The organism is Embleya sp. NPDC020886, from assembly GCF_044333915.1.
Lineage (GTDB): Bacteria > Actinomycetota > Actinomycetes > Streptomycetales > Streptomycetaceae > Embleya.
The window spans coordinates 89,198-111,535 of the sequence record NZ_JBIRRX010000022.1 but is presented as its reverse complement, the minus strand read 5'-3'; the positions used below and the strand labels follow the sequence as shown (position 1 = coordinate 111,535).

Annotated in this window: 18 protein-coding genes; 8 read left to right on the top strand and 10 right to left on the bottom strand. The window is 72.3% G+C overall.

What is annotated here, in order from left to right:
- Positions 1-475: 475 nt before the first annotated feature.
- From ACH4U8_RS42510 to ACH4U8_RS42490, 5 genes are all read right to left on the bottom strand, one after another.
- Positions 476-985, bottom strand: coding sequence for a GNAT family N-acetyltransferase (locus tag ACH4U8_RS42510; RefSeq protein WP_395783715.1), 510 nt, complete (start codon positions 983-985; stop codon positions 476-478).
- Positions 986-1,268: 283 nt separating this feature from the next.
- Positions 1,269-1,799: a DUF3060 domain-containing protein gene (locus ACH4U8_RS42505; RefSeq protein WP_395783713.1), complete on the bottom strand. Its 531-nt coding sequence runs from the start codon at positions 1,797-1,799 to the stop codon at positions 1,269-1,271.
- A 116-nt stretch (positions 1,800-1,915) separates the two neighbouring features.
- Complete coding sequence (locus ACH4U8_RS42500) at positions 1,916-2,815, bottom strand: sensor histidine kinase (RefSeq protein WP_395783711.1); 900 nt, start codon at positions 2,813-2,815, stop codon at positions 1,916-1,918.
- Entirely contained in the window at positions 2,812-3,537 is a 726-nt protein-coding gene (locus tag ACH4U8_RS42495; RefSeq protein WP_395783709.1) for a response regulator transcription factor, read from the bottom strand. The genes ACH4U8_RS42500 and ACH4U8_RS42495 overlap by 4 nt, the downstream gene beginning before the upstream one ends.
- Before the next feature lie 97 nt (positions 3,538-3,634).
- Positions 3,635-3,859, bottom strand: coding sequence for an MbtH family protein (locus tag ACH4U8_RS42490; RefSeq protein WP_395783707.1), 225 nt, complete (start codon positions 3,857-3,859; stop codon positions 3,635-3,637).
- A gap of 336 nt (positions 3,860-4,195) precedes the next feature.
- On the opposite strand from ACH4U8_RS42490, the gene ACH4U8_RS42485 reads away from it, so the two are divergent.
- Positions 4,196-4,996: an alpha/beta hydrolase gene (locus ACH4U8_RS42485; RefSeq protein ID WP_360315218.1), complete on the top strand. Its 801-nt coding sequence runs from the start codon at positions 4,196-4,198 to the stop codon at positions 4,994-4,996.
- 15 nt (positions 4,997-5,011) lie between these two features.
- On the opposite strand, the gene ACH4U8_RS42480 is transcribed toward ACH4U8_RS42485, so the two are convergent.
- The 5 genes from ACH4U8_RS42480 to ACH4U8_RS42460 form a co-directional block, all read right to left on the bottom strand.
- On the bottom strand, positions 5,012-5,206 hold the full coding sequence (locus ACH4U8_RS42480) for a hypothetical protein (protein WP_360315216.1): 195 nt from the start codon (positions 5,204-5,206) through the stop codon (positions 5,012-5,014).
- Between the two features lie 7 nt (positions 5,207-5,213).
- Positions 5,214-7,295, bottom strand: a complete 2,082-nt coding sequence (locus ACH4U8_RS42475) for a radical SAM protein (RefSeq protein WP_395783705.1) — start codon at positions 7,293-7,295, stop codon at positions 5,214-5,216.
- Positions 7,296-7,347: 52 nt separating this feature from the next.
- On the bottom strand, positions 7,348-8,454 hold the full coding sequence (locus ACH4U8_RS42470; RefSeq protein WP_395783703.1) for a hypothetical protein: 1,107 nt from the start codon (positions 8,452-8,454) through the stop codon (positions 7,348-7,350).
- Positions 8,455-8,567: 113 nt separating this feature from the next.
- On the bottom strand, positions 8,568-8,927 hold the full coding sequence (locus tag ACH4U8_RS42465) for a hypothetical protein (RefSeq protein WP_020548415.1): 360 nt from the start codon (positions 8,925-8,927) through the stop codon (positions 8,568-8,570).
- 43 nt (positions 8,928-8,970) lie between these two features.
- The gene (locus ACH4U8_RS42460; RefSeq protein ID WP_395783701.1) at positions 8,971-9,360 is read right to left on the bottom strand and encodes a hypothetical protein; all 390 of its coding nucleotides are present in this window, start codon (positions 9,358-9,360) and stop codon (positions 8,971-8,973) included.
- A 470-nt stretch (positions 9,361-9,830) separates the two neighbouring features.
- On the opposite strand from ACH4U8_RS42460, the gene ACH4U8_RS42455 reads away from it, so the two are divergent.
- The 7 genes from ACH4U8_RS42455 to ACH4U8_RS42425 all read left to right on the top strand — a co-directional run bounded on the left by ACH4U8_RS42455 (position 9,831) and on the right by ACH4U8_RS42425 (position 22,300).
- Entirely contained in the window at positions 9,831-12,134 is a 2,304-nt protein-coding gene (locus ACH4U8_RS42455; RefSeq protein WP_379990340.1) for a TOMM precursor leader peptide-binding protein, read from the top strand.
- A 136-nt stretch (positions 12,135-12,270) separates the two neighbouring features.
- Positions 12,271-13,767 (top strand): SagB family peptide dehydrogenase, encoded by a 1,497-nt coding sequence (locus tag ACH4U8_RS42450; protein ID WP_360315206.1) that lies wholly within the window; start codon positions 12,271-12,273, stop codon positions 13,765-13,767.
- Positions 13,751-14,566, top strand: a complete 816-nt coding sequence (locus tag ACH4U8_RS42445) for an HlyD family efflux transporter periplasmic adaptor subunit (RefSeq protein ID WP_360315204.1) — start codon at positions 13,751-13,753, stop codon at positions 14,564-14,566. Before ACH4U8_RS42450 ends, ACH4U8_RS42445 begins: the two co-directional genes overlap by 17 nt.
- On the top strand, positions 14,563-16,827 hold the full coding sequence (locus tag ACH4U8_RS42440; protein ID WP_360315202.1) for an NHLP family bacteriocin export ABC transporter peptidase/permease/ATPase subunit: 2,265 nt from the start codon (positions 14,563-14,565) through the stop codon (positions 16,825-16,827). The genes ACH4U8_RS42445 and ACH4U8_RS42440 overlap by 4 nt, the downstream gene beginning before the upstream one ends.
- 181 nt (positions 16,828-17,008) lie before the next feature.
- Complete coding sequence (locus ACH4U8_RS42435) at positions 17,009-20,035, top strand: NHLP bacteriocin export ABC transporter permease/ATPase subunit (protein WP_395783699.1); 3,027 nt, start codon at positions 17,009-17,011, stop codon at positions 20,033-20,035.
- 52 nt (positions 20,036-20,087) lie between these two features.
- A complete protein-coding gene (locus ACH4U8_RS42430; RefSeq protein WP_395783697.1) occupies positions 20,088-21,473 on the top strand; it encodes a cytochrome P450 in 1,386 nt (461 codons plus the stop codon).
- Positions 21,470-22,300, top strand: a complete 831-nt coding sequence (locus ACH4U8_RS42425; protein ID WP_395783695.1) for a class I SAM-dependent methyltransferase — start codon at positions 21,470-21,472, stop codon at positions 22,298-22,300. The genes ACH4U8_RS42430 and ACH4U8_RS42425 overlap by 4 nt, the downstream gene beginning before the upstream one ends.
- The last annotated feature ends 38 nt before the right edge of the window (positions 22,301-22,338 follow it).

Genomic DNA, 22,338 nt, shown 5'->3' with positions numbered 1-22,338 from the left:
CGAGAATGAACCGTTCGTAAACGGAACCTCGCCGGAATGCGCACACAGCGGAGCCTTTCGGTTCTGTCGCCACCGGTCTAGACCTATGCTAGCCATCCGTGATTCGAGGATGACCGTGTGGAATCACACCTGCTCACACGCTTGACCGGATGATCCGATCTCGATCATAATCGTGCACGACCACAACCAATCGATCAGCGAAGCGGTGACGCAGGAACGTTTCCTCGCCTGTCCGACGCAAGCCTCGGCGCCTGGGGAATCGGTGGACCCTCGCAGATCCCACGGAAATCAAGCCATGCCTTGAATATCGAGCCAAGGCATCATCGACCACGGCACACCCGACAAGTCCGCGGCGGGGAATCGGCCCGGGAAAAGGCCCCGCCTCCCGACCACGAAGTGGCGGTGAGGCGAGGCCGCGGGAATACGTATTACCGGGCGCGGGCAAACCGCGCCGGCTCCCCCGTCCTGCCGTGGGTCAGATGCCGAAGGGGGCCGCGTAGTGCACGGTGCCGCCGGGCAGCGGGTGGTCGGCGTCGAAGGCGAGGGCCATCAGGGACTCGTCCGGGACCTCGATGGTGAGGCCGATGCCGTGGGCCGAGGCGCGGGTGAAACCGAACCTCGGGTAGTACGCCGGGTGCCCCAGGACGACGACGTGGTGCTCGCCCAGGTCCTCGGCCGCCCGCAGGGCGGCCCGAACGGCGGCCGAGCCGACGCCGGTGCCCTGGTACTCGGGCAGCACCGCGACGGGTGCCAGGGCCAGGGCAGGCACATCCTCGATGTGACAACGCGTCAGCAACGCGTGCCCGATGGGCCGGTCGTTCGCGTCGGTGGCGACGATGGACAGGCCCGGGATCCAGGACGGGTCCGCGCGCAACGCGTCGACGAGATCGGCCTCGGCGGGCGTCTCGAAGGCGCGGGCGTGGATGGTGTGCACGGTCGGAATGTCGGCGTCGGTCTCGACGCGCGTGAACCGGGTGTCGCTCATGATGGATGGTCGTCCGTTTCGATGGGTTCGGATCGGCGGCCGCCCTGCGAGCTCACGCGCAGGCGAGGGCGGGAATCACAACGAGGTCAGGCCACGGCCCGGGACGTGAGGGTGATTCGGGCACTGCACACGGCAGTGGCCTTGCGCGCGGTCATCAACCCCACCTCCTCGTATGTCTCGATCCGAACCGAACACGAACAGGGACGAGTCTAGCGGGCCTCGTCCGCCGCCGGGCGCGATCGCATCGCGTGTGCGACGCCATCGCGCCCGGCGTCCGGATGGCTCACCTGGTGAAGATCTTGTTGCTGGTGCCGTTGTCGATGATGTCGGGCTTGCTGCCGTCGGCCTTGACGCCGTACATCAGCAGGTGGTTCGAGCCGGTCACGGTGATCTTGTCGGCCCACGCCACCTCGACGGTGTGGTCGGCACCCGAGATCGTCATCTCGCGGCAGAAGCCGGTCAGGGTGACGTTGATCTCGTTGCCCTCGATCCGCACGTCCTTGCCGGTGCAGTCGGCGGTCGGCTGGGCGCCGGTCCCGGAGATGACCAGCGCGTCGCGGTGCGTGTTCGGCGCCGCCGGCGTGGTCTGCGGCGTCGTGGCCTTGCCCGTCTTGGGCGCGCCGGTGGCCGAGGTCGACGGCGGCCCGCTCGCGGCGGCCGGCACCGGTGCGTCCGTCCCACTCCCGGGGGCGGTCGGGGCGGCCGAAGGCGCCGAGGAGCTGCTCTTCTTCTCGACGCCGGCCTCGCAGGCGGTGGTGCCGATCGCGACGGTCGCGGTGATCAGGATCGCGGGCAGTACGGTACGGATACGCATTTCGAGTCTCTCCCCCAGTTTCGCCAGGCCGCTTCGGCCTGTGCCCTCCACGCTAGGGACCGCGTGTCGCGCCGGTGTGGCAGGCATCTACCAGCTCTGCGACATCACCGACACGGTCACGAGGTGGGCAGCCGCAACCGCACGACGGTGCCCGACTCGGGCATGCTGCGCAGTTCGGTACGACCGCCGTGGCGATGCACGACCGCCTGCACCAGGGCCAGGCCCAGCCCGCTGCCCGGCGTCCCACGTGCGTCGCTTCCGCGCACCAACTCCTCCCAGACCGTGGGGAGTTCGTCGGCCCGGATGCCGCGTCCGGTGTCCGCGACCTCGACCAGCACATAGCCGTCCTCGGCGAACGCGCGCAGTTCGATCGCGCAGCCCGGGTCGCTGTACTTGACCGCGTTGCCGACCAGGTTCTCCAGGGCCAGCTCCAGCAGGTCCGGGTCGCCGGCGAGGGTGGGCAGCGGCCAGGGCACGCGGGGTACCGAGACGCTGATCCGCCGGTCCGCGCCGCCCGGCAGATCCCGACCGGTCTCGCCGGCGGCGTCCAGCAGCACCGCGACGTCCACCGCGACGCGTTCCAGCGGGCGTGATTCGATGTCGGCGAGCTTGCGCAGGTCGCCGGTGATCCGGGCCAGCCGGGCCACCTGTTCCCCCACGCCGGCCAGCGGGCCGTCCGGGTCCGAATCGGCGCCGCCGGCGGCCAGGTTGGCCAGGCCCAGGCGCATCGCGGTCAACGGGTTCTTCAGTTCGTGGTCGAGTCGGCGCAGGAAACGGTGGTGCTCGGCCGCCGCCTCGGCCCGGGCCCGCTCTGCGGCTCGGGTGATGCGTTCGCGTACGTCGATCACCACCACGACCGCGCCGGCCGCGAGCAGACCGAGCACGAGCACGCCCAGGACCGGGGCGAAGCGCACGTAGACCCGCCGGTCGTCGCCGAACACGGCGGCGGCCACCAGCGCGGCGACGAAGGCCGCGACCACCGCCGCCGTCAGGCCGATCCGGCGCCGGCGGCTCATTCGGCGGCCTCGACGCGCGGCACGAAGCGGTAGCCCTCGCCGGTGACCGTCTCGATCCAGCGGGGCGCGCCGGAGTCGTCGCCGAGCACCCGGCGCAGCTCCGCGACACGGTTGTCCACCGCCCGGGTGGTGCTCGCCGACTCCCAGCCCCACAGCACCTCCATCAACCGCTCCCGGGAGAGCAGTTCGTCGGGGTGGGTGACCAGGTAGTCGAGCAGCGCGCCGGCCTTCGGGGTGAGTGTCAACTCGCGATCGCCCAGCCACGCGCGGCGCGCGGTACGGTCCACCCGAAGCGTCCCGGCCCGCACCACCCGGGCGCCGGCCAGCGGTGGCAGGCCGCGGCCCGAGCGGCGCAACAACGCGCGCATCCGGGCCACGAGTTCGTACGGGTCGAAAGGCTTGTTGAGGTAGTCGTCCGCGCCTTCCTCCAGGGCCATCGCCCGCTCCGTCGACTCGCCGACCTGGGTGAGCAGGATGACCGGGATCCAGGCTCCCAAGCGCCGGATCCGGCGCAGCACCTCGCGCCCGTCCAGCAACGGCATGAGCACGTCGAGCACGATCAGATCCGGTATCGGCTCGGCGCTGCCGGCGGCGAGCGCCGCCGCGCCGTCGTGCACGATCCGTACGTCGAACCCGGAACGCTCCAGCAGCGGCCCCAGTTGTGCGGTGATGGCGACGTCGTCGTCCGCCAGCAGCACCGCGGGCCGCCTCGCCTCGTCCATGGACACCCGTACCCCACCCCCGTCGGTCCGGGACGAGGATAGGGGAGGCGGAGGCGTCCCCGGGCGGGAAACGTCCGGCCCCGGGACCGGACGCGCCTCAGCCGTTCGCCGCGCGTGCCTCGATGGCCTCGATCAGGCTCTTCGGGCGCATGTCCGTCCACGATTGTTCGATGTAGTCGAGGCATTCCCCGCGGCTCGCCTCGCCGAAGGCGACCGTCCACCCGACCGGCGGCACGGCGAAGACCGGCCACAGCGAGTGTTGTCCCTCCTCGTTGACCAGCACCAGGAACCTCGCCTCGGTGTCGTCGAAGGGATTCGTCATCGTGTCGTCCGTTCTCTCGGGAATCGGCGACGGCTCGGGGATCGGCCGCGCCTGCCGGCTCGATGGTGCTGCGGACCACTGTGGCCGACCCGTCCGGGCGGCATCAAGGGCGCGCGCCCGTCGACCTTTCGGATGCCGCCGCCGCGACCGGGCAGCGCCGCGCCGCTCCGGACGGCGTGCCAAATCGCCGCGTGGCAGCGGGCGTTGCGCGGATACCATGGTCGATCGCGGCGAGCCGGCCGGTTCGACGCCCGCCACGGTCGGGACACGTACGCTCGGGCCGGCGCGGCCCGGGAGCGGGATCCCGTTCCCGATGTCGAACGGAACTCAGCGACCATGCCCTACCTGTACGCCAATGGCATCCGTCTTTCCTACGAGCGCTCCGGCAGCGGGGAAAGTGTTCTTCTGATCATGGGTTCGGGGGCCGCGGGTCGGGTCTGGACCATGCATCAGACACCCGCGTTGCATCGTGCCGGCTTCGAGACGATCGTCTTCGACAATCGGGGCATCGCGCCCTCGGACGTGCCACCGGGGAAATATTCGCTCGCCCAGATGGTGGCCGACACCAAGGGCCTGATCGACGCGTTGGATCTGGCTCCGTGCCGTCTCGTCGGGCTCTCCCTGGGCGCCCTGATCGCCCAGGAACTCGCGGTGCGCCACCCGGAGTCGGTGCACAGCGCGGTGCTCGTCGCCACCCGGTCCCGGGCCGACGCCCTGCGGCGCGCGCAGACCCTCGCGGACCGGGCCCAGACCCGGGCCGATGCGCCCGTGCCGGCCTCCTATCGCGCGTTGAACACCGCGCTGCTGATGTTGTCACCGACCACGCTGAACGACGACGACTCGGCCGCGACCTGGCTGGAGGTCTTCGAGTTGGCCGGCGACCCGGACGGCTCGGGTGGCCAGGCGTGGGTGGACCTGGACATGGATCGGCGGGAGGAACTGCGCCGGATCACCGTGCCGTGTCGAGTGGTGGCGTTCGCCGACGACCTGGTGGCTCCCGTGCATCTGGCCGCCGAGGTGGCCGACGCGATCCCGAACTGCGACCTGGTCACGATCGCGAACGCCGGCCATCTGGGCCACCTGGAACGGCCCGAGGAGGTCAACGCGGCGATCGTCGAGTTCCTGCAGAAGTACTGAGCGGGATCGAGGCGTTCACCCGGTCGTCGGTGGGTCGCGCGGCGGCGGCCGGTGCGAGGGTCGGCGGCGACCGGAGACCGTGAACAACACGCCGAGCAACATGCCGCCGACGACGCAGACCACGACGCCGGCTCGGGTGTTCAGGAGGAAGGCCAGGACGATCGCGGTGGCGTAGAGCATGGGGGCGGTGACACGCACGGTGCGGTTCATGGCTGCCTCAGTGGAGCGTGCGGGCCGAAAGCGGCCGGTCGGCGGATCGGGCGGTGGTCGTGCAGTCGTGCACCGGCCGGCCGCTGCCGTGCCAGACGGACAGGGCGTAGGCGCTGAACGGGTAGTGCACCCGCGCCTGCGGCACGGTGACCCGGCCCCGGATCGAGTCGGCGGGATCGGGGTCGGCGCCGGCCGACTCGTCGTCGGCCGGCGGCACGTCGCCGTGTTCGCGCAGGATGGCCCACAACGCGCCGGGCACGGCGAACTCGTGGTCCTCGGCGACCTTGTGGATGCCGGCCCGGAACACCGCGGCGGCGGCCAGGTCCAGGCCGGTCACCCGGTCCAGGTCGGCGCGCTCGGGCAGCCGGGCCGCCGCGACCGGGTCGGCGCCCAGGTGTTCGTAGAGGAAGTCCACGGCCGCGTGGGCGTGTTGCCGGGCGCGCTCGGGGTCGCGCACCATGCGGTGCAGGATCGCCTGGTAGTGCATCTCCTCGTGGATCGTCTCGGTGCCCAGTTCGGCGTACAGCGCCTCGCGCGGGAAGGTCTCGGGCGTGCGCCACGAGCGGGTGTAGTCGGCGAACCAGTAGGCGGCGATCGGGTCGGGGTCGCCCGCGCGCAGGTGTTCGCCGAGCGCGGCGACCAGGTCGACCGTGCGGGTGCCGGTGGTGTGGGCCAGCACGCGCAGGGTGCAGCGCAGCAGGCACTTGTGGAACAGCGTGAGCGGGATGCGCAGTTCCATGCCGCGCAGCCAGTCCTCGAAGTCCATCCGGGCATGCCCGGTGACCACGTCCGCGATCAGGTCGGTGTTGCCGGGGTCGCACGGCAGTCGGCGGGTGGTCAGCGCGTGCTCGTCGCGGAAGCGCGCGTGGGTGTAGTCGGTGTTGTTGAGCAGCAACAACGGGTAGACCACCGGAGATCCGCCGGCGGCGACCGCCTCCTCGACCCCGTCCAGGTGGGTGGCCAGCGACTCGCCGGGCAGGCCCCAGATCAGGTCGGTGTAGGTGGGGATGCCCCGATCGCGGAACTGCCGTTGCATGCGCCGGTAGTTGTCGACGCGGATGTTGGTCCGGTTGGCCAGTTGCAGCACCTCGGCGTCGAACGACTGCGCGGACAGCGTGATCGCGCCGGTCAGCCCGGCCCCGTGCAGGATCGAGGCGATCTCCACGACGCGCCCGTTGGTGTTCTTGGCCCAGTTGGTCATCACCAGCAGCCGTTTGCCGTGTCGCGCGCACAGCTCGACCAGATGCCGGGCGATCTCGGTGTCGCGGGGCAGGATGCCGAAGTTGGCGTCGGCGATGAACAGTTGGGTGCCCTGGCCGACGTTGGCGACGATCCGGTCGAGTTCGGCGCGGATGCGATCCAGCGAATACCGGCGGACCTTGGAGTTGGTCGCGCCGCCCCAGTAGCAGAACGCGCACGAGTAGGGGCAGCCCCGGTTGGTCTCGTAGACGATCATCCGGGACGCGGCCAGGTCCCGGTCCGACCACACCCGCGGGTCGAGCAGGGCGGAGGGGAGCGCGTCCAGGTCGGTGACCCGGGGCGCGTCGGCGGTGTCGATCGGGCGCCCGTTCGGTCCGGGTCGGCTGATCCCGGGGATCCGAACCAACGCGGCGGCCGGTTCCGGGTCCGTGAGCGGGGCGTCGGGGTGCGCGAGGAAGGCCCGCAACAGGTCCCGGAAGCGCAACTCGCCCTCGCCGTGCACGAGTACGTCCACCCAGGGCGCCTGGGCGAACAGCTCGCGCTGCTGGTGGGTGACGTCGTTGCCGCCGACCACGATCCGGCAGCGCGGCCAGCGCTCCTTGACTTGCCGGGCCAACTCCAGGGTGCGTACCCGGTTCCAGAAGTAGACCGTGAAGGCGACCACGAGCGGATCGTCGAGGCCCTCCGGCACCGCGAGCGCCCCCGCTCGGGAGCCGCCCTGGAGGTGCACGTGCTTGTGGAAGGTCACCGCGGCGGCCACTTCGGGGTCGGCTTGGGCCGCCGCCTGGAGCTGCCCGAGCACGGCGCTGTAGCGCACGCCGGGCATCACGGTCAGCTCGACCAGATGAACCTGCCGGCGGCGGGCCGATGCGACGGGCGACGACGACATTCGGGGTCTCCTGACGCGAGGGGGCGGCGGGCATGGTGCGGTGCGGTGCGGGTCAGGTGACCGAGAGCGCGTAGTCGCCGTAGGCGATGAGCTGTACGCCGGTGCCGGGCGCGGCGGCGGGCGGGATGTGGCTGAGCGAGACCACCAGTCGATCGATCACGAACTGCGGCGCCTTGGCTCCCTCCGGGCTGCCCGCGAGCGCGGCCTCCCGACTGCCCGCGTCCAGCGGCACGCCGTCCTTGCCGCCGGCCGTGGTCATCGTGTCCCGTACCTGCACGGCGGTGAAGGCGAGCACGCCGCCGTCGCGGGTGCGCAGCAGGAACGTCGGGTAGCGGGGCCCGTCGGCGGGGATGCCGCGCTCGATCAGGCATCCCTTGGCGCGCAGCGCCTGCACGCCGGCGGTCCAGCCGCCGGTGACCTGCCCGGTCAGCGTCTTGGTCGGCGACAGTGGCACCTTGGGGTCGCGTTTGCCCTGGGCATAGTCCTGGTAGGCGCGACCGAGCGTGGCCGGGTCGGCGAGCAGCGCGGCGGTGTCGGTGACCGCGGGGGCGCCGCCGGCGGCGTCCTGTTCCAGTTCGGGGATCTCCGAGCGGTCGGTGACGAACGGGTAGTAGGCCACCTTCCACGGCGCGCTCTCCCGGTCCTGGACGAACAGCAGGTACTTGGGCGACGGGGAGACCGTGTCGGACTGGAGCAGTTGGGTGATGGCGACGAAGAACTTCGGGTAGCCGGTCACTCGGGGAAAGACGAATCTGGGGTGCACGTAGCCGGTCGTGGGGACCACGATCGCCTGGGACTTGGCCACCTGGAGTCCGGCCTTGCTGCCGGTGGCGGCGGGCGGCAGCTCGATCGTGTCCACCGCGGCCGGATCCAGGCTCGCGTTGATCCGGGTGTTCGCCGCGGCGTATTCCTGGAGCAGTCGGCCCGCCTGTTCGACGCTCACCGGGGGCGGGGCGCCCTGTGGCTTGGCCGGCTTGGGGTCGGCGGGCGTCTCGCCGCAGCCGGCCAGTGCGGCACCGGCGAACAGCAGGACGGCGGCGAGCACGGCCGAACGGCGGCGGACGCCCGAAGTCGCCCGGCGGGCGGGGCCGGGCGTCGAGGTCACGCGCGCCGACGACGGGCGCGGTGCGCGCACATCCGGCGCGGCTGGTCCGGGCATGTGTCTCCGCCTCGGGTCGGTGGAACGGGGCGGTTCCGACGCCGCGGGAGGACGACTCCCGAGGCGGCGGAACCGGGTGTGCGGGTGAATCAGGTGTGCGCACCCACGTTCGGTCAGGTGCTGGTGCAGCACGGCGAGCACGAACAGCTGTACGCGTCGCCGCCGGCGACCGAGTCCAGGTCGGCCTCGGACAGTTCGCGCGTCTCCAGCAACGGCGAGTCCAGCACCCACAGTTCGTACCGACCGGTCTTCGCGCCCTCGGTCCAGGCGCGCACCTGGGCCTCCAGGTCGGGCTCGCCGCCGGCCTCACGAATGATGTCGATCGTGGCGCCGGCGGGCAGTTCGAAGCCCATCTCCGCGAGGGCGGCTCGCGGGTCCGCTTCCAATCGTGCCGCGTAGTCGTCGTCCGACCACGCCGAGGTCAGCACCTTGGCGTAGAAGCCGACGAACGCGGCTCTTTCCCTGGGCTCCACGCGAGCCCTCCTCTCCGCGACGCCGGTGGGGCCGACTGCCGGCTCAGGTGCAGCAGCAGCACGGGGAACAGCAGCAGCAGTACACGGTGCCGTCCGGGTTGTCCGGCGTTTCCAGGCCACCGCCGGCGACCGACTCGAGGTCGGCCTCGGAGAGCTCGCGCAGCTCGATCTGCGGCGAGTTGGGCACCCGCAGCTCGTACGAGCCGGTCTCGGCGCCGCCCTCCCACAGCTCGACCTGGGCCTCCAGGTCCGGCTCGCCGCCGAGGTTGCGCACGATGCGCACCGTGGCGCCGGCGGGCAGTTCCAGGCCGTGCTCGGCCAGCGCGCTGCGCGGGTCGTTCTCGAGTCGGGCCGCGTACTCGTCGTCCGACCAGGCCGCGGTCAACACCTTCGTGTAGGACCTGACGAACGCGGCCCTGTCCCTGGGGTCCATCCGAATCTCCCTCACTGGAATCCGACTTCGGGTCGCGCAGCAAATTCCGCGCCGATTCGCATCGGTCCGGAATAACGGTGTCCCACCTGTTCGGCGCCCTGTGCACGCCGGTTTCGGATCGACGTCGGCTGCGATACCGGAAGCATGCTGAGACCGCTGCGGCGCGTCAATGCCCGAATTCCTAATTGCCGGATCCCCTGCTTAGGACCCCCCTCCCCCACCCCCGGACCCCTGCCTCCCGCAGGTCAACGCGACCGTCCGGCAGGCTAGTCGAGGCACCCCCCAACGTTAGGAAACACCCTCCGATAGACATCCGCGGGGCACCCCCATACCCGAGTGCGCAACCACCGCAGAAACAGCGGGGAATCGCCGAAACGACCTTGTCCGGGCGCCTTGGCGGCGACTAAGAATTACCGGCAGCAGCCGTCGACAGCCGCTTGTTCGATTTCGACTACGCCGGGAGAGAATTCGTGGACCTGCCTCGTCTCAAGGCACATCTCGTCGCTCGCGCATTCGGTTCCGACCGGGTCTTCCTCGTCTGCGAGGACGGCCACTACCTGGTCCAGGGCAAGGCGGTCACCGCCGTGCTGCCGTACCTGGACGGGACGCACACCATCGCGGAGATCGCCGAGAAGCTGGCCGAGCGCTTCACGATGGGTGAAGTGGTCTTCGCCGTCTCCAAGTTCCAGCGCTTCGGCCACCTGGTGGACGGCGCGGTGGGCGAGGACCGGGCCGTCGCCGCGGCCTGGGAGGGCCTGGGACTGGACACCGCGACGGCGCTGCGCCGGCTCGGCGCGGCGCGGATCGAGGTGGCCGCGTTGGGTGCGGTGGACGCCGCCGCCGTGGTCGCCGCGCTGCGCGAGATCGGCGCGACGGTGACCCCGGTGACCCCGGCCGAGGTGGGCGCCGACGTGGCCGAGGGGCGGCACGGGCCGGACCTGACGGTGGTGCTCACCGACGACTACCTCGACCCCCGGCTGAACGCGATGGACGCCAGGTTGCGCGCCGCGGGGTTGCCGTGGCTGCTCGTCAAACCGACCGGGGCCGAGGTGTGGACCGGCCCCTACCTGGTGCCCGGGCGGACCGGCTGTTGGCACTGCCTGGCCCATCGGCTGGCCGGCAACCAGCAGGTGGAAACCTTCCTGCGGCGCCGCGACGACGGCACCGTCGCCGACGACCCGATCCGCACGTCGCTGGCCGCCACCGCGTGGTCGGTGGGGCTGTCCGCACACCTGGTCGCGGCGACCGCCGCCGAACTGCTGGCCGGCGGCCGCTCCGAGTACGAGGGCGTCCTGGTCTCGCTGCACGTGGCCGGCCGCCGGCTGGAGCAGCACCGGCTGATCCGGCAGCCCCAGTGCCCGGGCTGCGGCGACCCCGCGCTGCTGCTCGACCGCGATCCCAGGATCGAACTCGCCGACCAGCCGGTGGTGTTCGACGACGAGGGCGGGCACCGCACGATGCGCCCGGACGACACCTTCAACCGCCTGGAGAAGCACATCGGCCGGTTGCTGGGTGCGGTCAGCTCGCTGCGCCTGCTCAACAACGTCGACAACGGCGTCACCTTCAGCTACGCGGCGAGCCACAACTTCGCGGTGCCCGGGCGCAACATCGCGATGTTGCGGCGCAACCTGCGCGGACAAAGCGGCGGCAAGGGGCGCAGCGACGTACAGGCACGCGTCAGCGGGGTGTGCGAGGCGATCGAGCGCTACTCGGGTGTCTGGCGCGACGACCGGTCCACCGAACCGGGCTCGTTCGCCGAACTGGGCCCGGACCTGGCGGTGCACCCCTACGACCTGCTGCTGTACTCGGACACCCAGTACGAGACGCGCGAGACGTGGAACCGGGAATCGGCCGGCCGGCTGCATCTGGTGCCCGAGCGTTTCGACGAGGCCCGGCGCCTGCACTGGTCGCGCGCGTGGTCGCTGACCGAGGACCGGCCCCGGCTGGTACCGGCCGGGTACTCCTGGTTCGGCCACCCGGACCTGCACGAGCACTTCTTCTGCTTCAGCGACGGCAACGGCAACGCGTCCGGCAACACCCTCGAAGAGGCGATCATGCAGGGCCTGTTCGAGAGTTGCGAGCGGGACGCGGTCGGCCTGTGGTGGTACAACCGGGCGCTGCGCCCGGGCTTCGACCTGGACTCGCTGCGCGAGCCGTACGTGGACACGCTGCGCGAGTTCTACGCCGGGATGCAGCGCACCCTGGAGGTCGTCGACATCACCACCGACCTGGGGGTGCCCACCTTCGCCGCGGTCTCGCGGCGCGTCGATCACCCGGTGGAGGACATCCTGCTGGGCTTCGGCGCACACCTGGACGTGCGGATCGCGGTGTTGCGCGCGCTCACCGAGGTCAACCAGTTCCTCCCCGCGGTGATCAACCGCAATCCGGACGGCACCACCAGGTACTGGGAGGACGACCCGCACACGCTGGCCTGGCTGCACACCGCCACCGCCGAGCGGGAGCCGTGGGCGTTGCCCGCGCCGCACCTGCCGGCCACCACCCTGGCCGGCTACGGCACGCTGCACAGCGGCGACATCGCGCGCGACATCCGCGACACGGTGGACCGGCTGCGCGCGGTCGACCTGGAGGTGATCGTGCTCGACCAGTCGTTGCCCGACCTGGAGTTGCACGTGGCCAAGGTGATGGTGCCGGGGTTGCGGCACTTCTGGCGCCGACTGGGTCCGGGCCGGATGTACGACACACCGGTGCGGCTGGGCTGGCTCGACGCGCCCACGCCCGAGGCCGAGCTCAATCCGTACAGCGTCTTCTTCTGAGTGCACCGGGTGGCCCGCGGGCGCGGCCTCGTCCCGCGCCCCGGGCCCGCTCCGGTCCGGCCTCGCGCCGCCGGACCGGCCGCGTCCGCTCGCCTCGGCGCGCCCCCGTTCCGGCCCGATCCGTCCCGGAGGTTCCATGACCAGCCTCGGTATCCCGCCCGCGGCGGCGGTCGCCGCACCCGCCGAGTCCACGCCGGTGGAACGCATCGCCCTGCACCCCGGTGTGCGGGTGCGCACCGCGGCGGACGGCGCGACGTTGTTGTTCCTCGGCCCGCGCGGGCTGGGGCTGGGCGTGCTCGCGCCGGGCGTCGCGGCGGCCCTGGCGCTGCTCGCCGCACACCCGTGCGACGAGGACGACCTGCACCGGGCGGTGCTCGGGTGCGACGGCGAGGCGGCGTTGCTCAAACTGCCCGTGCTGCTGCGCCGGTTGCGCACGGGCGGGTGGCTGAGCATCCACCTGGAGGTGGCCGGCCGGCCGCTGCTGACGTTGCGGCCGCTCGCGCCGTCCTCGCCCCCGGCCGCGCGCGGCGCCGCGGTCGAACGAAAGCGGCTGCGGCTGTCCCGTTTCGCGGTGCTGCGGCGCGACGGCGAACACGCGGTGCTGGAGTCGCCGTTGGCCCCGGTCGCCGCCGAACTGCCGGATCCGGCGCTGGCCGCGCTGCTGGCCGGCCTGCCGCACCGGCTCGACGGGGCGACGCCGGGCATCGAGCGGGCGCTGGACCTGCTGGCCCGGCACGGCCTGTTGGTGGATCCCGAGGCCGAGGACGCCGACCCGGACCGGGCCCAGTGGTCGCCGCACGAGTTGTGGTTCCACGGCCGCACCCGGGCGGGGCGGCACGACCTGCCGTACGGCGGCACCTACTGGCGGGCCGGGTCGACCGAGCCGCTGCCCGCGGTGCGCCCGCCGTTCGCCGGGCCCGCGATCGAGCTGCCGCGCCCGGACCTGGACGCGCTGCGCGGCACCGACCCCACCCTCACCGAGGTGTTGGAGGGCCGCCGCTCGATCCGCGCGCACGACGACGCGGCGCCGCTGACCCTGGAGCGGCTCGGCGAGTTCCTGTACCGCTCGGCCCGCAATCGGGCGATCCTGCACGAGGAGCGGCAGGAGATCGGCGACCGGCCCTATCCCTCGGGCGGACGCTGCCACGAGTTGGAGCTGTACCCGCTGATCAACAACGTCGAGGGCGTCGCGCCCGGGCTCTACCACTACGACCCGCAGGGGCATCGCCTGGAGCGCGTCGCCGAGCCCGGCCCGGCGGTGCACCGGTTGTCCGAGGTGGCCCGCGCGACGTCGTTGATGGCCACGCCGCCGCAGGTGGTGCTGGTGGTGAGCGCGCGCTTCGGCCGGGTGATGTGGAAGTACCAGACGATGGGCTACGCGCTCGTGCTCAAGCACGTGGGCGTGCTCTACCAGACCATGTACCTGGTCGCCGCCGCGATGGGGCTGGCCGCGTGCGGACTCGGCGGTGGCGACTCCGACATGTTCGCTCTGGCCACCGGCAATCGCTGGGAACACGAGGGCAGCGTCGGCGAGTTCCTGCTCGGCACGATCGGCCCCGAGCCGGCCCGCGGCGAACCGGAACACCCCGAGCGGGCCGGCCCGGCGGGAGGCCGCGATGCACTTTCGTCGTGAGGCGCTGGAGGCGCTGAAGGCCCCCGAGGAACTGGACGCGCCGATCCGGCTGGCCCGCCCCCGAGCGTGGGCCCTGCTGCTGGCACTGGCGCTGCTGGTCGGCTGCGCCACCGTGTGGTCGGCGACCGGCACGCTGCCGCGCAAGGTGCGGGTGCCCGGCATCCTGACCCACCCGCTGGGCGTATCGCGGGTGCAGAGCCCGCAGACCGGCCTGGTGTCCAACCTGTTCGTGGACTCGGCGACGTTGGTGCCCAAGGGCACCCCGGTGTTGTCCGTGGTCGACCAGCAGGGCGCGACCCAGATCGTCCGGGCGCCGTTCGCCGGCCGGGTGATCGGCGTCCTGGTCTCCAGCGGCCAGTACATCGCGGTGGGCACCACGTTCATGACCGTCGAGCGCACCGACGCCAACGACGACCGGCTGCTGGCCACACTGTTCGTCTCGCCGCGCAGCGCCGGGATGTTGCGGCCGGGCACCCACGTGGACGTGTCCGTGCAGTCCGCGCCGTCCCAGGCGTTCGGGCTGCTGCGCGGCCGCATCACCGCGATCGACCAGTTTCCCTATACCGCCCAGCAGGTGGCCGACTTCCTCGGCGGCGACCAACAGGCCGCGGCCCGGTTGTTGTCCGCCGGGGGCGCGGTCCGGATCACCGTCGACCTGGAGACCGATCCGCGCACGCTGAGCGGCTATCGGTGGACCAACAAGTCCGGTCCGCCGTTCCGGATCGACTCGCAGACCCCCATCACCGGCTTCGCCCGCCTGCCGGGCGAACGCCCGCTCGATTGGCTGCTTCCTGGATGACCACCACCTCGTCCCCGCCGGCCGGGGCACCCGCCGAGCCGCCCGCCCCGGCCGAGCGCGGACGCCGCGAGTCCGGCGACCGTCCGACGTCGGTCCGCACGCCCACGGTCATCCAGTTGGAGGCCGTCGAGTGTGGTGCCGCCGCGTTGGCCATGGTGCTCGCCCACTTCGGCCGCCATGTGCCGCTGGAGGAGTTGCGGCACGCGTGCGGCGTCTCCCGGGACGGCGCCAAGGCGGCGAACCTGCTGCGCGCCGCGCGCGCGTACGGACTGATCGCGCGCGGCATGCAGATGGAGACCGCGGCGCTGCTGCGCGGCCGGCCGCCGGCCATCCTGTTCTGGCGGTTCAACCACTTCGTGGTCTACGAGGGCCCGGCCCGCCGGCTGGGCCGTCCGGTGATCCGCCTCAACGACCCGGCGCAGGGCCGACGGGTGGTCACTCCCGAGGAGTTCGACGCCGCGTTCACCGGCATCGTGCTCACCTTCGAGCCCGGCCCGGACTTCCGCCGCGGTGGGCATTCGCCGCGGCTGCTCACCGATCTGCGGGCGCGCTATCGCAGCAGCGGCGGCGCGCTGCTGTTGGCGTTGCTGGCCAGTCTGTTGCTGATCCTGCCCGGGCTGGCCACGCCCGCGTTCACCCGGGTGTTCATCGATCGGGTGCTCACCGGCGGCGACCACTCGTTCCTGCCCGCGCTGCTCACCTCGATGGGGTTGGCGGCGGCGGTCACGATCGGGCTGACCATGCTGCAGCAGACCCATCTGTTGCGGGTGGAGTCCGCGTCCTCGATCCGCAGTTCGGTACGGGTGGTGCGGCATCTGCTGCGGCTGCCCGTGGTGTTCTTCACCCAGCGCAGCCCCGCCGAGATCGGCAAACGGGTCTCCTCCAACGCCACGATCGCCCAGATCCTGTCCCGCGACGTGGCCACCACCGCGGTCGGCACCCTCCTGGTACTGGTCTACGCCGGCCTGCTGTTGACCTACGACGTCCAGCTCGCCGTGATCGGGGTGGGCGTGGCGATGCTCAACATCGTGGTGCTCAAGCTGGTCTCCCGGATGCGCACCGACACCGTGGCCCGGCTGCGCGCGGATCGCTCCGGGCTGGTCGCCGCCTCGTACAACGGCCTGCAACTGATCGAGACGCTCAAGGCCACCGGCGCCGAGGGCGACTACTTCAAGCGCTGGGCCGGGTTCCAGGCCCGGGTGGTGTCCGGGCAACAACGTCTGGGCGCGCCCACCGCGATGCTGGCCGTGGTCCCCCCGATGCTGGCCGCGGTCGACAGCGGTCTGCTGTTGTGGATCGGCGGACTGCGGGCGATCGACGGGCACATGTCGATCGGCCTGCTGGTCGCCTTCCAGACGCTGGTCACCTCGTTCAGCCGACCGGTGGCCCAACTGGCCAATCTCGGGCCGCGTCTGCAGGACGTCACCGCCGACGTGAATCGGCTCAAGGACATCGAGAAGTTTCCGCCGGCGCCCGAGTTCCTGGAGGACGAAACGGCTCGCCGGGCCCGGTTCGGCAACGGTCACGAGCACACCCCGGTGCTCGCCGGCCGGATCGAACTCGCCCACGTCACCTTCGGCTACAGCCCGTTGGGCAAACCGCTCCTGGACGACTTCTCGCTGCGGGTGGGCCCCGGCGAGCGGGTCGCCCTGGTCGGCGGTTCGGGCAGCGGCAAGTCCACGGTGAGCCGGTTGATCGCCGGCCTGTACGAGCCGTGGAGCGGGGAGTTGCTCTTCGACGGCCGTCCCCGCCGGGACTATCCGCGCGACGTGATGGGCACCGCGGTCGCGTTCGTGGACCAGGACATCTTCCTGTTCGAGGGCACCGTGCGCGACAACGTGACGCTGTGGGACGACTCGATCCCGGACGAAGCGGTGGTGGCCGCGCTGCGCGACGCCGCCGTGTACGACGTGGTCGCGGCGCGCGCCGGAACCATCCACAGCGCGGTGTCCGAGGGCGGCCGCAACTTCTCCGGCGGGCAGCGTCAACGCCTGGAGATCGCCCGCGCGCTGGTCCGCAATCCCAGCGTGCTGGTCCTGGACGAGGCCACCAGCGCGCTGGACGCGCAGACCGAGGCGACCATCGACGACAACCTGCGCCGACGCGGCTGTGCGTGCGTGATCATCGCGCATCGCCTGTCCACGGTGCGCGACAGCGACGAGATCGTCGTACTCGAACAGGGCCGGGTCGCGCAGCGCGGCGACCACCACACGCTCGCCGCCGTCGCCGGGCCGTACGCCGAACTGATCCGCGACCAGTAACCGGTTCCGACCCACCGACTCGCCCACGCCCGGGGCGGACGGCTTTCACCGGTCCTACACCGGGTCGGCCCGACGCCATGCCGACACCGGGCCGACCCGACGCCGTGCCGGCCCGACGGCCGGCTTCGGAGAGCGACACGCCTTGTTCGCCACCCGCGCACCGCCCGATGGAGGAAGCACGATGACCGAGCCCCCGCAGGGCTTCGACCCCGCCGAGCCGCCCGACGAGACGCCGTTGGACCTGCGCGTGCTCGGCGACCGCCTGGGGCCCGAGCCGGCCGGTGCCTTCGCGCTCGTCGGCGCGCACGAGGTGTGGTTCGTCACCGCCGGCATGGTGGACGTGTTCGCCACCACCGAGGAGGAGGGCGGCCGCTGGCAGTTCCTGTGCCGGGTGGGTGCCGGCACGGTGTTGTGCGGGGTGCCCCCGGGCGGAACCGCGATGCTGGGCAAGCCGCTGCCCGGCGGCGTGGTGCGCACCGCCGCGCTGGCCGACGTGCTCACCGCCGCCGCCGGGGACGACGCGTTCGCCGGGTGCTTCGCGCTCGGTCTGGATCGCGGCCTGGGCGCGCTGGCGGACGCGGTGCGCCTGGGCCTGCCGCCGCGTACCTTCACCGCCCTGGAGGCCGGGGACGGCGCGGAGTTGCCCGCCGGCGGCTCGGCCCGCTCGGTCGAGGGCACGCTGTGGGTGCGGGTGCTCTCCGGCTCGGTGTGCATCGGCGGCCCGAACGAGGACACCGCCGAGTCCGACGAGCGCGGGCCGGGCACGGCGGCCCGACCCGGCGCGGCGGCCGGCCCGGACGCCGAGGCGGTGCCCGCGGTCGGGTTCGGCGGCCGGCTGGCGATCGGCGCGGCCGACTGGCTGTACTCCGCCGACGGCGCGTTCGTGCACGTGGTACGCACCCGCGACGTGCTCGCGGAGACCGTGTTCGCCACCGACCTGGCCCGCCACCAGCACACCCTGATGCAGCGCGTGGACGAGCGGCTGCGCGGCCGACGCGGCAACGCGGGTCGCGAGCTGGACGCCCGGCGGCTGGTCGACGCGGAGGCGCTGCGCCGCTCCTCGCGCGCGCTGGGCGCGGTGCTCGACCCCTATCGGCCGGTCCGCCGACCCGGCCTGGACGTGGCGGACCAGGACGACTACCTCGCGGTGGCCCGGGTGGTCGGGCAGGCGGGCGGGGTGCAGGTCACCCGCTCGGGCACCTCGGAGGCCGCCGACGCCCGGCTGGACCCGCTGGAGCGGATCGCGGTGTCCTCCGGCTTCCGGGTGCGCGACGTGCAGTTGGTGGACCGCTGGTGGCGCACCGACTCGGGGCCGCTGGTCGGCCATGTGCGCGCGGTGGACCCGGATACGGACCCGCGCCGCCCGGTCGCGTTGGTGTGGCGGCGGCGGCGCTATCACGTGCTCGACCCGGCCGGCACCGACTGGAAGCCGGTGACCCGGGCGCTGGCCGGCACCCTGGAGCGGCGCGCGACGATGTTCTATCCGGCGTTGCCGGAGCAGCCCGGGGGCCCGCGCGCGTTGTTGCGCTTCGGCGTCCGGGGCAGCCTGCGCGATCTGCTGGTGTTGCTCGGCTGCGGATCGGCGGCGGCGTTGCTCGGCCTGCTGGTGCCGGTGCTGACCGGCAAGGTGCTCGGCGTGTTCGTGCCGCAGGGCGATCGGGCCCTGGTCAGCCGGATGTGCGTGGTGCTGATCGTGTCCGCACTGTTGGCCGCCGCCCTGTCGGCGGTGCAGAACCTGTCCCTGCTCCGGGTCGAGGGCCGGTTCGAGGCGTCCGCGCAGGCGGCCGTGTGGGATCGGCTGTTGCGCCTGCCCACCGGGTTCTTCGGGTCGGTCTCCTCCGGGTCGCTGAGCAGCGCCGCGATGGGCATCAGCGGGTTGCGCGAGATCCTCAGCGGGGTCACCGCGTTGTTCGTGCCCGCGTTCCTGGTCTTCGTGGTCGATCTGGGGCTGCTGTTCTTCTACAGCGTGCCGCTGGCGCTGCTGTCCACCGGGCTCGCGCTGCTCGGCGGCGCGGTGTGCGCGATCGCCGGGTTGCGGCAGATGCACTGGCAGCGCGAACTGGTCGACGAGGACCACCGGTTGTCCGGCCGCATGTTCCAACTGTTGTCCGGGCTGCCCAAGTTGCGGGTGGCGGCGGCCGAGGACCGGGCGTTCGCGTTCTGGGCGATGGGTTTCGCCCGGGGTCGGATGCTGACCGTGCGCACCCGCCGGTTGCAGAACCTGGTCACCGTGTTCAACTCGGGTTACCTGCTGGTCTGCACCCTGGTGCTGTTCGCGATGGCCGCGGGGCCGGCGGCCGGGCAGTTGGACGTCGGCGACTTCCTGTCCTTCAACGTCGCCTTCACCGTGATGCTCGGCTCGATGCTCCAGATGACCGCGAGCGTGACCATGGTGGCCGCGGCGGTGCCGTTGTACGAGGGCGTGCAGCCGGTGTTGCGGGCGCTGCCCGAGGTGTTGGAGTCCAAGCAGCCGCCGGGCGATCTGTACGGCGGTATCGAGGTCAGCCGGTTGACGTTCGGCTATCACCGGGACGGGCCGCCGGTGCTGGAGGAGGTGAACCTGCGGGCCCGGCCGGGCGAGTTCGTGGCCGTCGTGGGGCCGACCGGCTGCGGCAAGTCGACCCTGCTGCGCCTGTTGATCGGCTTCGAGGAGCCGACCGCCGGATCGGTGCTCTACGACGGCCAGGACCTGGCGTCGTTGGATGTGGCGGCCGTGCGACGACAGTTCGGCGTGGTGTTGCAAAACGGCCAACTGTTCGCGGGCAGCGTGCTGCACAACATCTGCGGGCTGCGCAACTACACCCTCGACGAGGCGTGGGAGGCCGCCGAGATGGCCGGTCTGGACGAGGATCTGGGGCGCATGCCGATGGGCATGCACACCGTCCTCAACGACGGCGCGGTGACCCTGTCCGCCGGGCAGCGGCAGCGCCTGATGATCGCCCGGGCGTTGATCGGGCGCCCGCGCATCCTGTTCTTCGACGAGGCGACCAGTGCGCTGGACAACCGCACGCAGGAGGTGGTCACCCAGAGCACCCGCCGGCTCAACGCCACCCGGATCATCATCGCGCACCGGTTGTCCACGGTGATGCAGGCCGATCGCATCGTCGTGCTCGACGCCGGGCGAGTGGTCCAGCAGGGGCCGCCTGATCAGTTGCTGGCCGACGAGGACGGCCTGTTCCACCGCTTGGTGCAACGTCAGATGGCCTGACCCGCACGCGAGTTCCCGCCCACGCCGGTTCACCCCGCCCTGGAGGTCCGCCATGTCCGAATCCCCCGTACGCCGGCGTCCGCCCGGTCCCGCCGACGAACTCGACCTGGCCGGCATCCGCGACGATCCGTTGGCCTTCCTCACCGAACTCGCCACCGAGTACGGAGATCTGTGCAGTCATCGCACCCGGGGCGAGGTGGTGTGGTTCGTCAATCGGCCGGATCTGGTCCGGCACATCCTCAAGGACAACTACACCGCGTGGACCAAGGCGGGCACCCCCGACGACTTCATGCTCACTCCGCTGCTCGGCACCGGGCTGCTGACCAGCGACGGGCCGGTCTGGGAGCGGCAACGCCGTTTGTGCGCGCCCGCGTTCCGCAGCCGTCAGGTGGCGGCGTTCGACACGCTGATGACCGACGCCGCGGCGGATCTGGCCGACACGTGGAGCCGGGCCGCGCGGGAGGGTCGGTCCGTCCGGGTCGACCACGACTTCACCGCGCTCACCCTGCGGATCGTCGCGGACGCGCTGCTGGGCGCGGATCTGGCCGCGGCCGGACCCGGGTTCGGTCGCGCCGTCGACGACATCAACCGCTTCATCGGCCACTTCGACGGCGAGCCGACCGCGCCGGTCGTGGCCGACGCCGCGTTTCGCCGGCTGCGCGGGTCGTATCTGGCCGCGCAGACCTTCCTGGAGCGGGTGGTGGGCATGCTCGTGGCCGCGCGGCGCTACACCGGGCCGCCGCCGGATCGCCCGGCCGATCTGCTGGACGCGATGCTCGCGGCCCGGGACGAGCACGGGGACACGTTCAGCGATCGGGAGTTGCACGATCAGGTGCTGACCATGGTGATGGCCGGGCACGAGACCACCGCCAAGGCGCTGAGTTGGACGGTGCATCTGCTGGATCGGCATCCCGAACACGCGGCGGCGGTCCGGGCCGAACTGGCCCGGGTGTTGGGCGGCCGGCCGCCGCGGGCCGAGGATCTGCCCCGCCTGGAGCTGACCCGGCGCTGCCTGGAGGAGGCGATCCGGTTGTATCCGCCGGTGTGGTTGATCTCCCGGCGGGCCGGCGCGGAGGACGTGCTCGACGGGTTGACGGTGCCCGAGGGCACGCTCGTGTGCATCAGTCCGTGGACGCTGCACCGGCACCCGCGGGTGTGGGAGGCACCGGAGGAGTTCCGGCCCGAGCGGTTCGCCGCGAGTGCCCGGCAGGCCCGGCCCGCGCACGCCTACGTGCCGTTCGGCGGTGGTCCCCGGGTGTGCATCGGCCAGTCGTTCGCGACCACGGAGGCGGTGCTGGTGCTGGGCACCATCCTGCAACGGCTGGAACTGCGCGGTGTCGTCGGCCATCCGGTGGTGCCGGAGGCGCTGGTGACGCTGCGGCCTCGGGACGGGTTGCTGATGACACCGCACCTGCTCGCGGACGGCGGCACCCGGTGAGCGGCGCGATCCACCCCGGCGGCAGCTACCGGCCGCAGACCGAATGGGGCGGGTTGCCGGGCGAGGTGCGCCGGCTGGAGACCCAGGCGGAGCTGAGTTGGGCGCACGAGTGGCGGGTGCTCGCCGATTGGGCGCCGGCCGAGGGCGGGGCGGTGCTGGACGCCGGATGCGGTACCGGGGCGGTAACCCGGCGGTTGCGGGCGCGACTGGCCGACCCCGGCACCCGGGTGGTGGGGTTGGACGCGGACGAGCGCCTGTTGGCGGTGGCCCGGGCGACCCGACCCGTCGAGGGGATTCGCTACGTGGCGGGCGATCTGGCCCGACCGCCGCTGCCGGCCGCGGGGTTCGACCTGGTGCTGGCTCGGTACGTCTTTCAGCATCTGGCCGACCCGGTCGGCGTCGCGCGCTCGCTGGCGGGCCTGCTGCGGCCGGGCGGCCGGCTGGCCGTCGTCGACGTGGACGCCGGCCTGTGGGGCTGCGCCGAGCCGGATCTGTCGGTGTTCTCCGCCGATGCCTACCGTGCGCTGGGTTCGGCCCAGGCGGCGGACGGCGGGGATCGGTTGGTGGCCCGCCGGCTGCCGCGGATCCTGCGCGCGGCGGGCCTGACGGAGGTCGGTGTACGGCCGTTCGCCTACACCAGCGACGAGGTCGGCGGGGTCGCCGCGCTCGCGCCGCAGTTGTCGCCTGAGCGGTTGCTGCCGCTGGTCGAGCGGGGTGTCCTGGGGGTGGCCGCGTACGCTCGGGCGATGGCCGCGTGGGAACGGTTCGTGGCGCTGGACGGGTTCACCCTGCTGCTGGGCTTCGCCGTCGGCGGGCGGGTGCGCTGAGCCGCGGCGCGCCGGGCCGTCTCCGGTCCGGCGCGCGT

Excerpts from the sequence above, each read along its gene's own strand:
- ACH4U8_RS42490 (WP_395783707.1), bottom strand. The coding sequence starts at position 3,859 with ATGACGAATCCCTTCGACGACACCGAGGCGAGGTTCCTGGTGCTGGTC.
- ACH4U8_RS42430 (WP_395783697.1), top strand. The coding sequence starts at position 20,088 with ATGTCCGAATCCCCCGTACGCCGGCGTCCGCCCGGTCCCGCCGACGAA.
- ACH4U8_RS42510 (WP_395783715.1), bottom strand. The coding sequence starts at position 985 with ATGAGCGACACCCGGTTCACGCGCGTCGAGACCGACGCCGACATTCCG.
- ACH4U8_RS42460 (WP_395783701.1), bottom strand. The coding sequence starts at position 9,360 with ATGGACCCCAGGGACAGGGCCGCGTTCGTCAGGTCCTACACGAAGGTG.
- ACH4U8_RS42485 (WP_360315218.1), top strand. The coding sequence starts at position 4,196 with ATGCCCTACCTGTACGCCAATGGCATCCGTCTTTCCTACGAGCGCTCC.
- ACH4U8_RS42440 (WP_360315202.1), top strand. The coding sequence starts at position 14,563 with ATGACCACCACCTCGTCCCCGCCGGCCGGGGCACCCGCCGAGCCGCCC.
- ACH4U8_RS42470 (WP_395783703.1), bottom strand. The coding sequence starts at position 8,454 with ATGCCCGGACCAGCCGCGCCGGATGTGCGCGCACCGCGCCCGTCGTCG.
- ACH4U8_RS42480 (WP_360315216.1), bottom strand. The coding sequence starts at position 5,206 with ATGAACCGCACCGTGCGTGTCACCGCCCCCATGCTCTACGCCACCGCG.
- ACH4U8_RS42450 (WP_360315206.1), top strand. The coding sequence starts at position 12,271 with ATGACCAGCCTCGGTATCCCGCCCGCGGCGGCGGTCGCCGCACCCGCC.
- ACH4U8_RS42495 (WP_395783709.1), bottom strand. The coding sequence starts at position 3,537 with ATGGACGAGGCGAGGCGGCCCGCGGTGCTGCTGGCGGACGACGACGTC.
- ACH4U8_RS42500 (WP_395783711.1), bottom strand. The coding sequence starts at position 2,815 with ATGAGCCGCCGGCGCCGGATCGGCCTGACGGCGGCGGTGGTCGCGGCC.
- ACH4U8_RS42435 (WP_395783699.1), top strand. The coding sequence starts at position 17,009 with ATGACCGAGCCCCCGCAGGGCTTCGACCCCGCCGAGCCGCCCGACGAG.
- ACH4U8_RS42475 (WP_395783705.1), bottom strand. The coding sequence starts at position 7,295 with ATGTCGTCGTCGCCCGTCGCATCGGCCCGCCGCCGGCAGGTTCATCTG.
- ACH4U8_RS42445 (WP_360315204.1), top strand. The coding sequence starts at position 13,751 with ATGCACTTTCGTCGTGAGGCGCTGGAGGCGCTGAAGGCCCCCGAGGAA.
- ACH4U8_RS42505 (WP_395783713.1), bottom strand. The coding sequence starts at position 1,799 with ATGCGTATCCGTACCGTACTGCCCGCGATCCTGATCACCGCGACCGTC.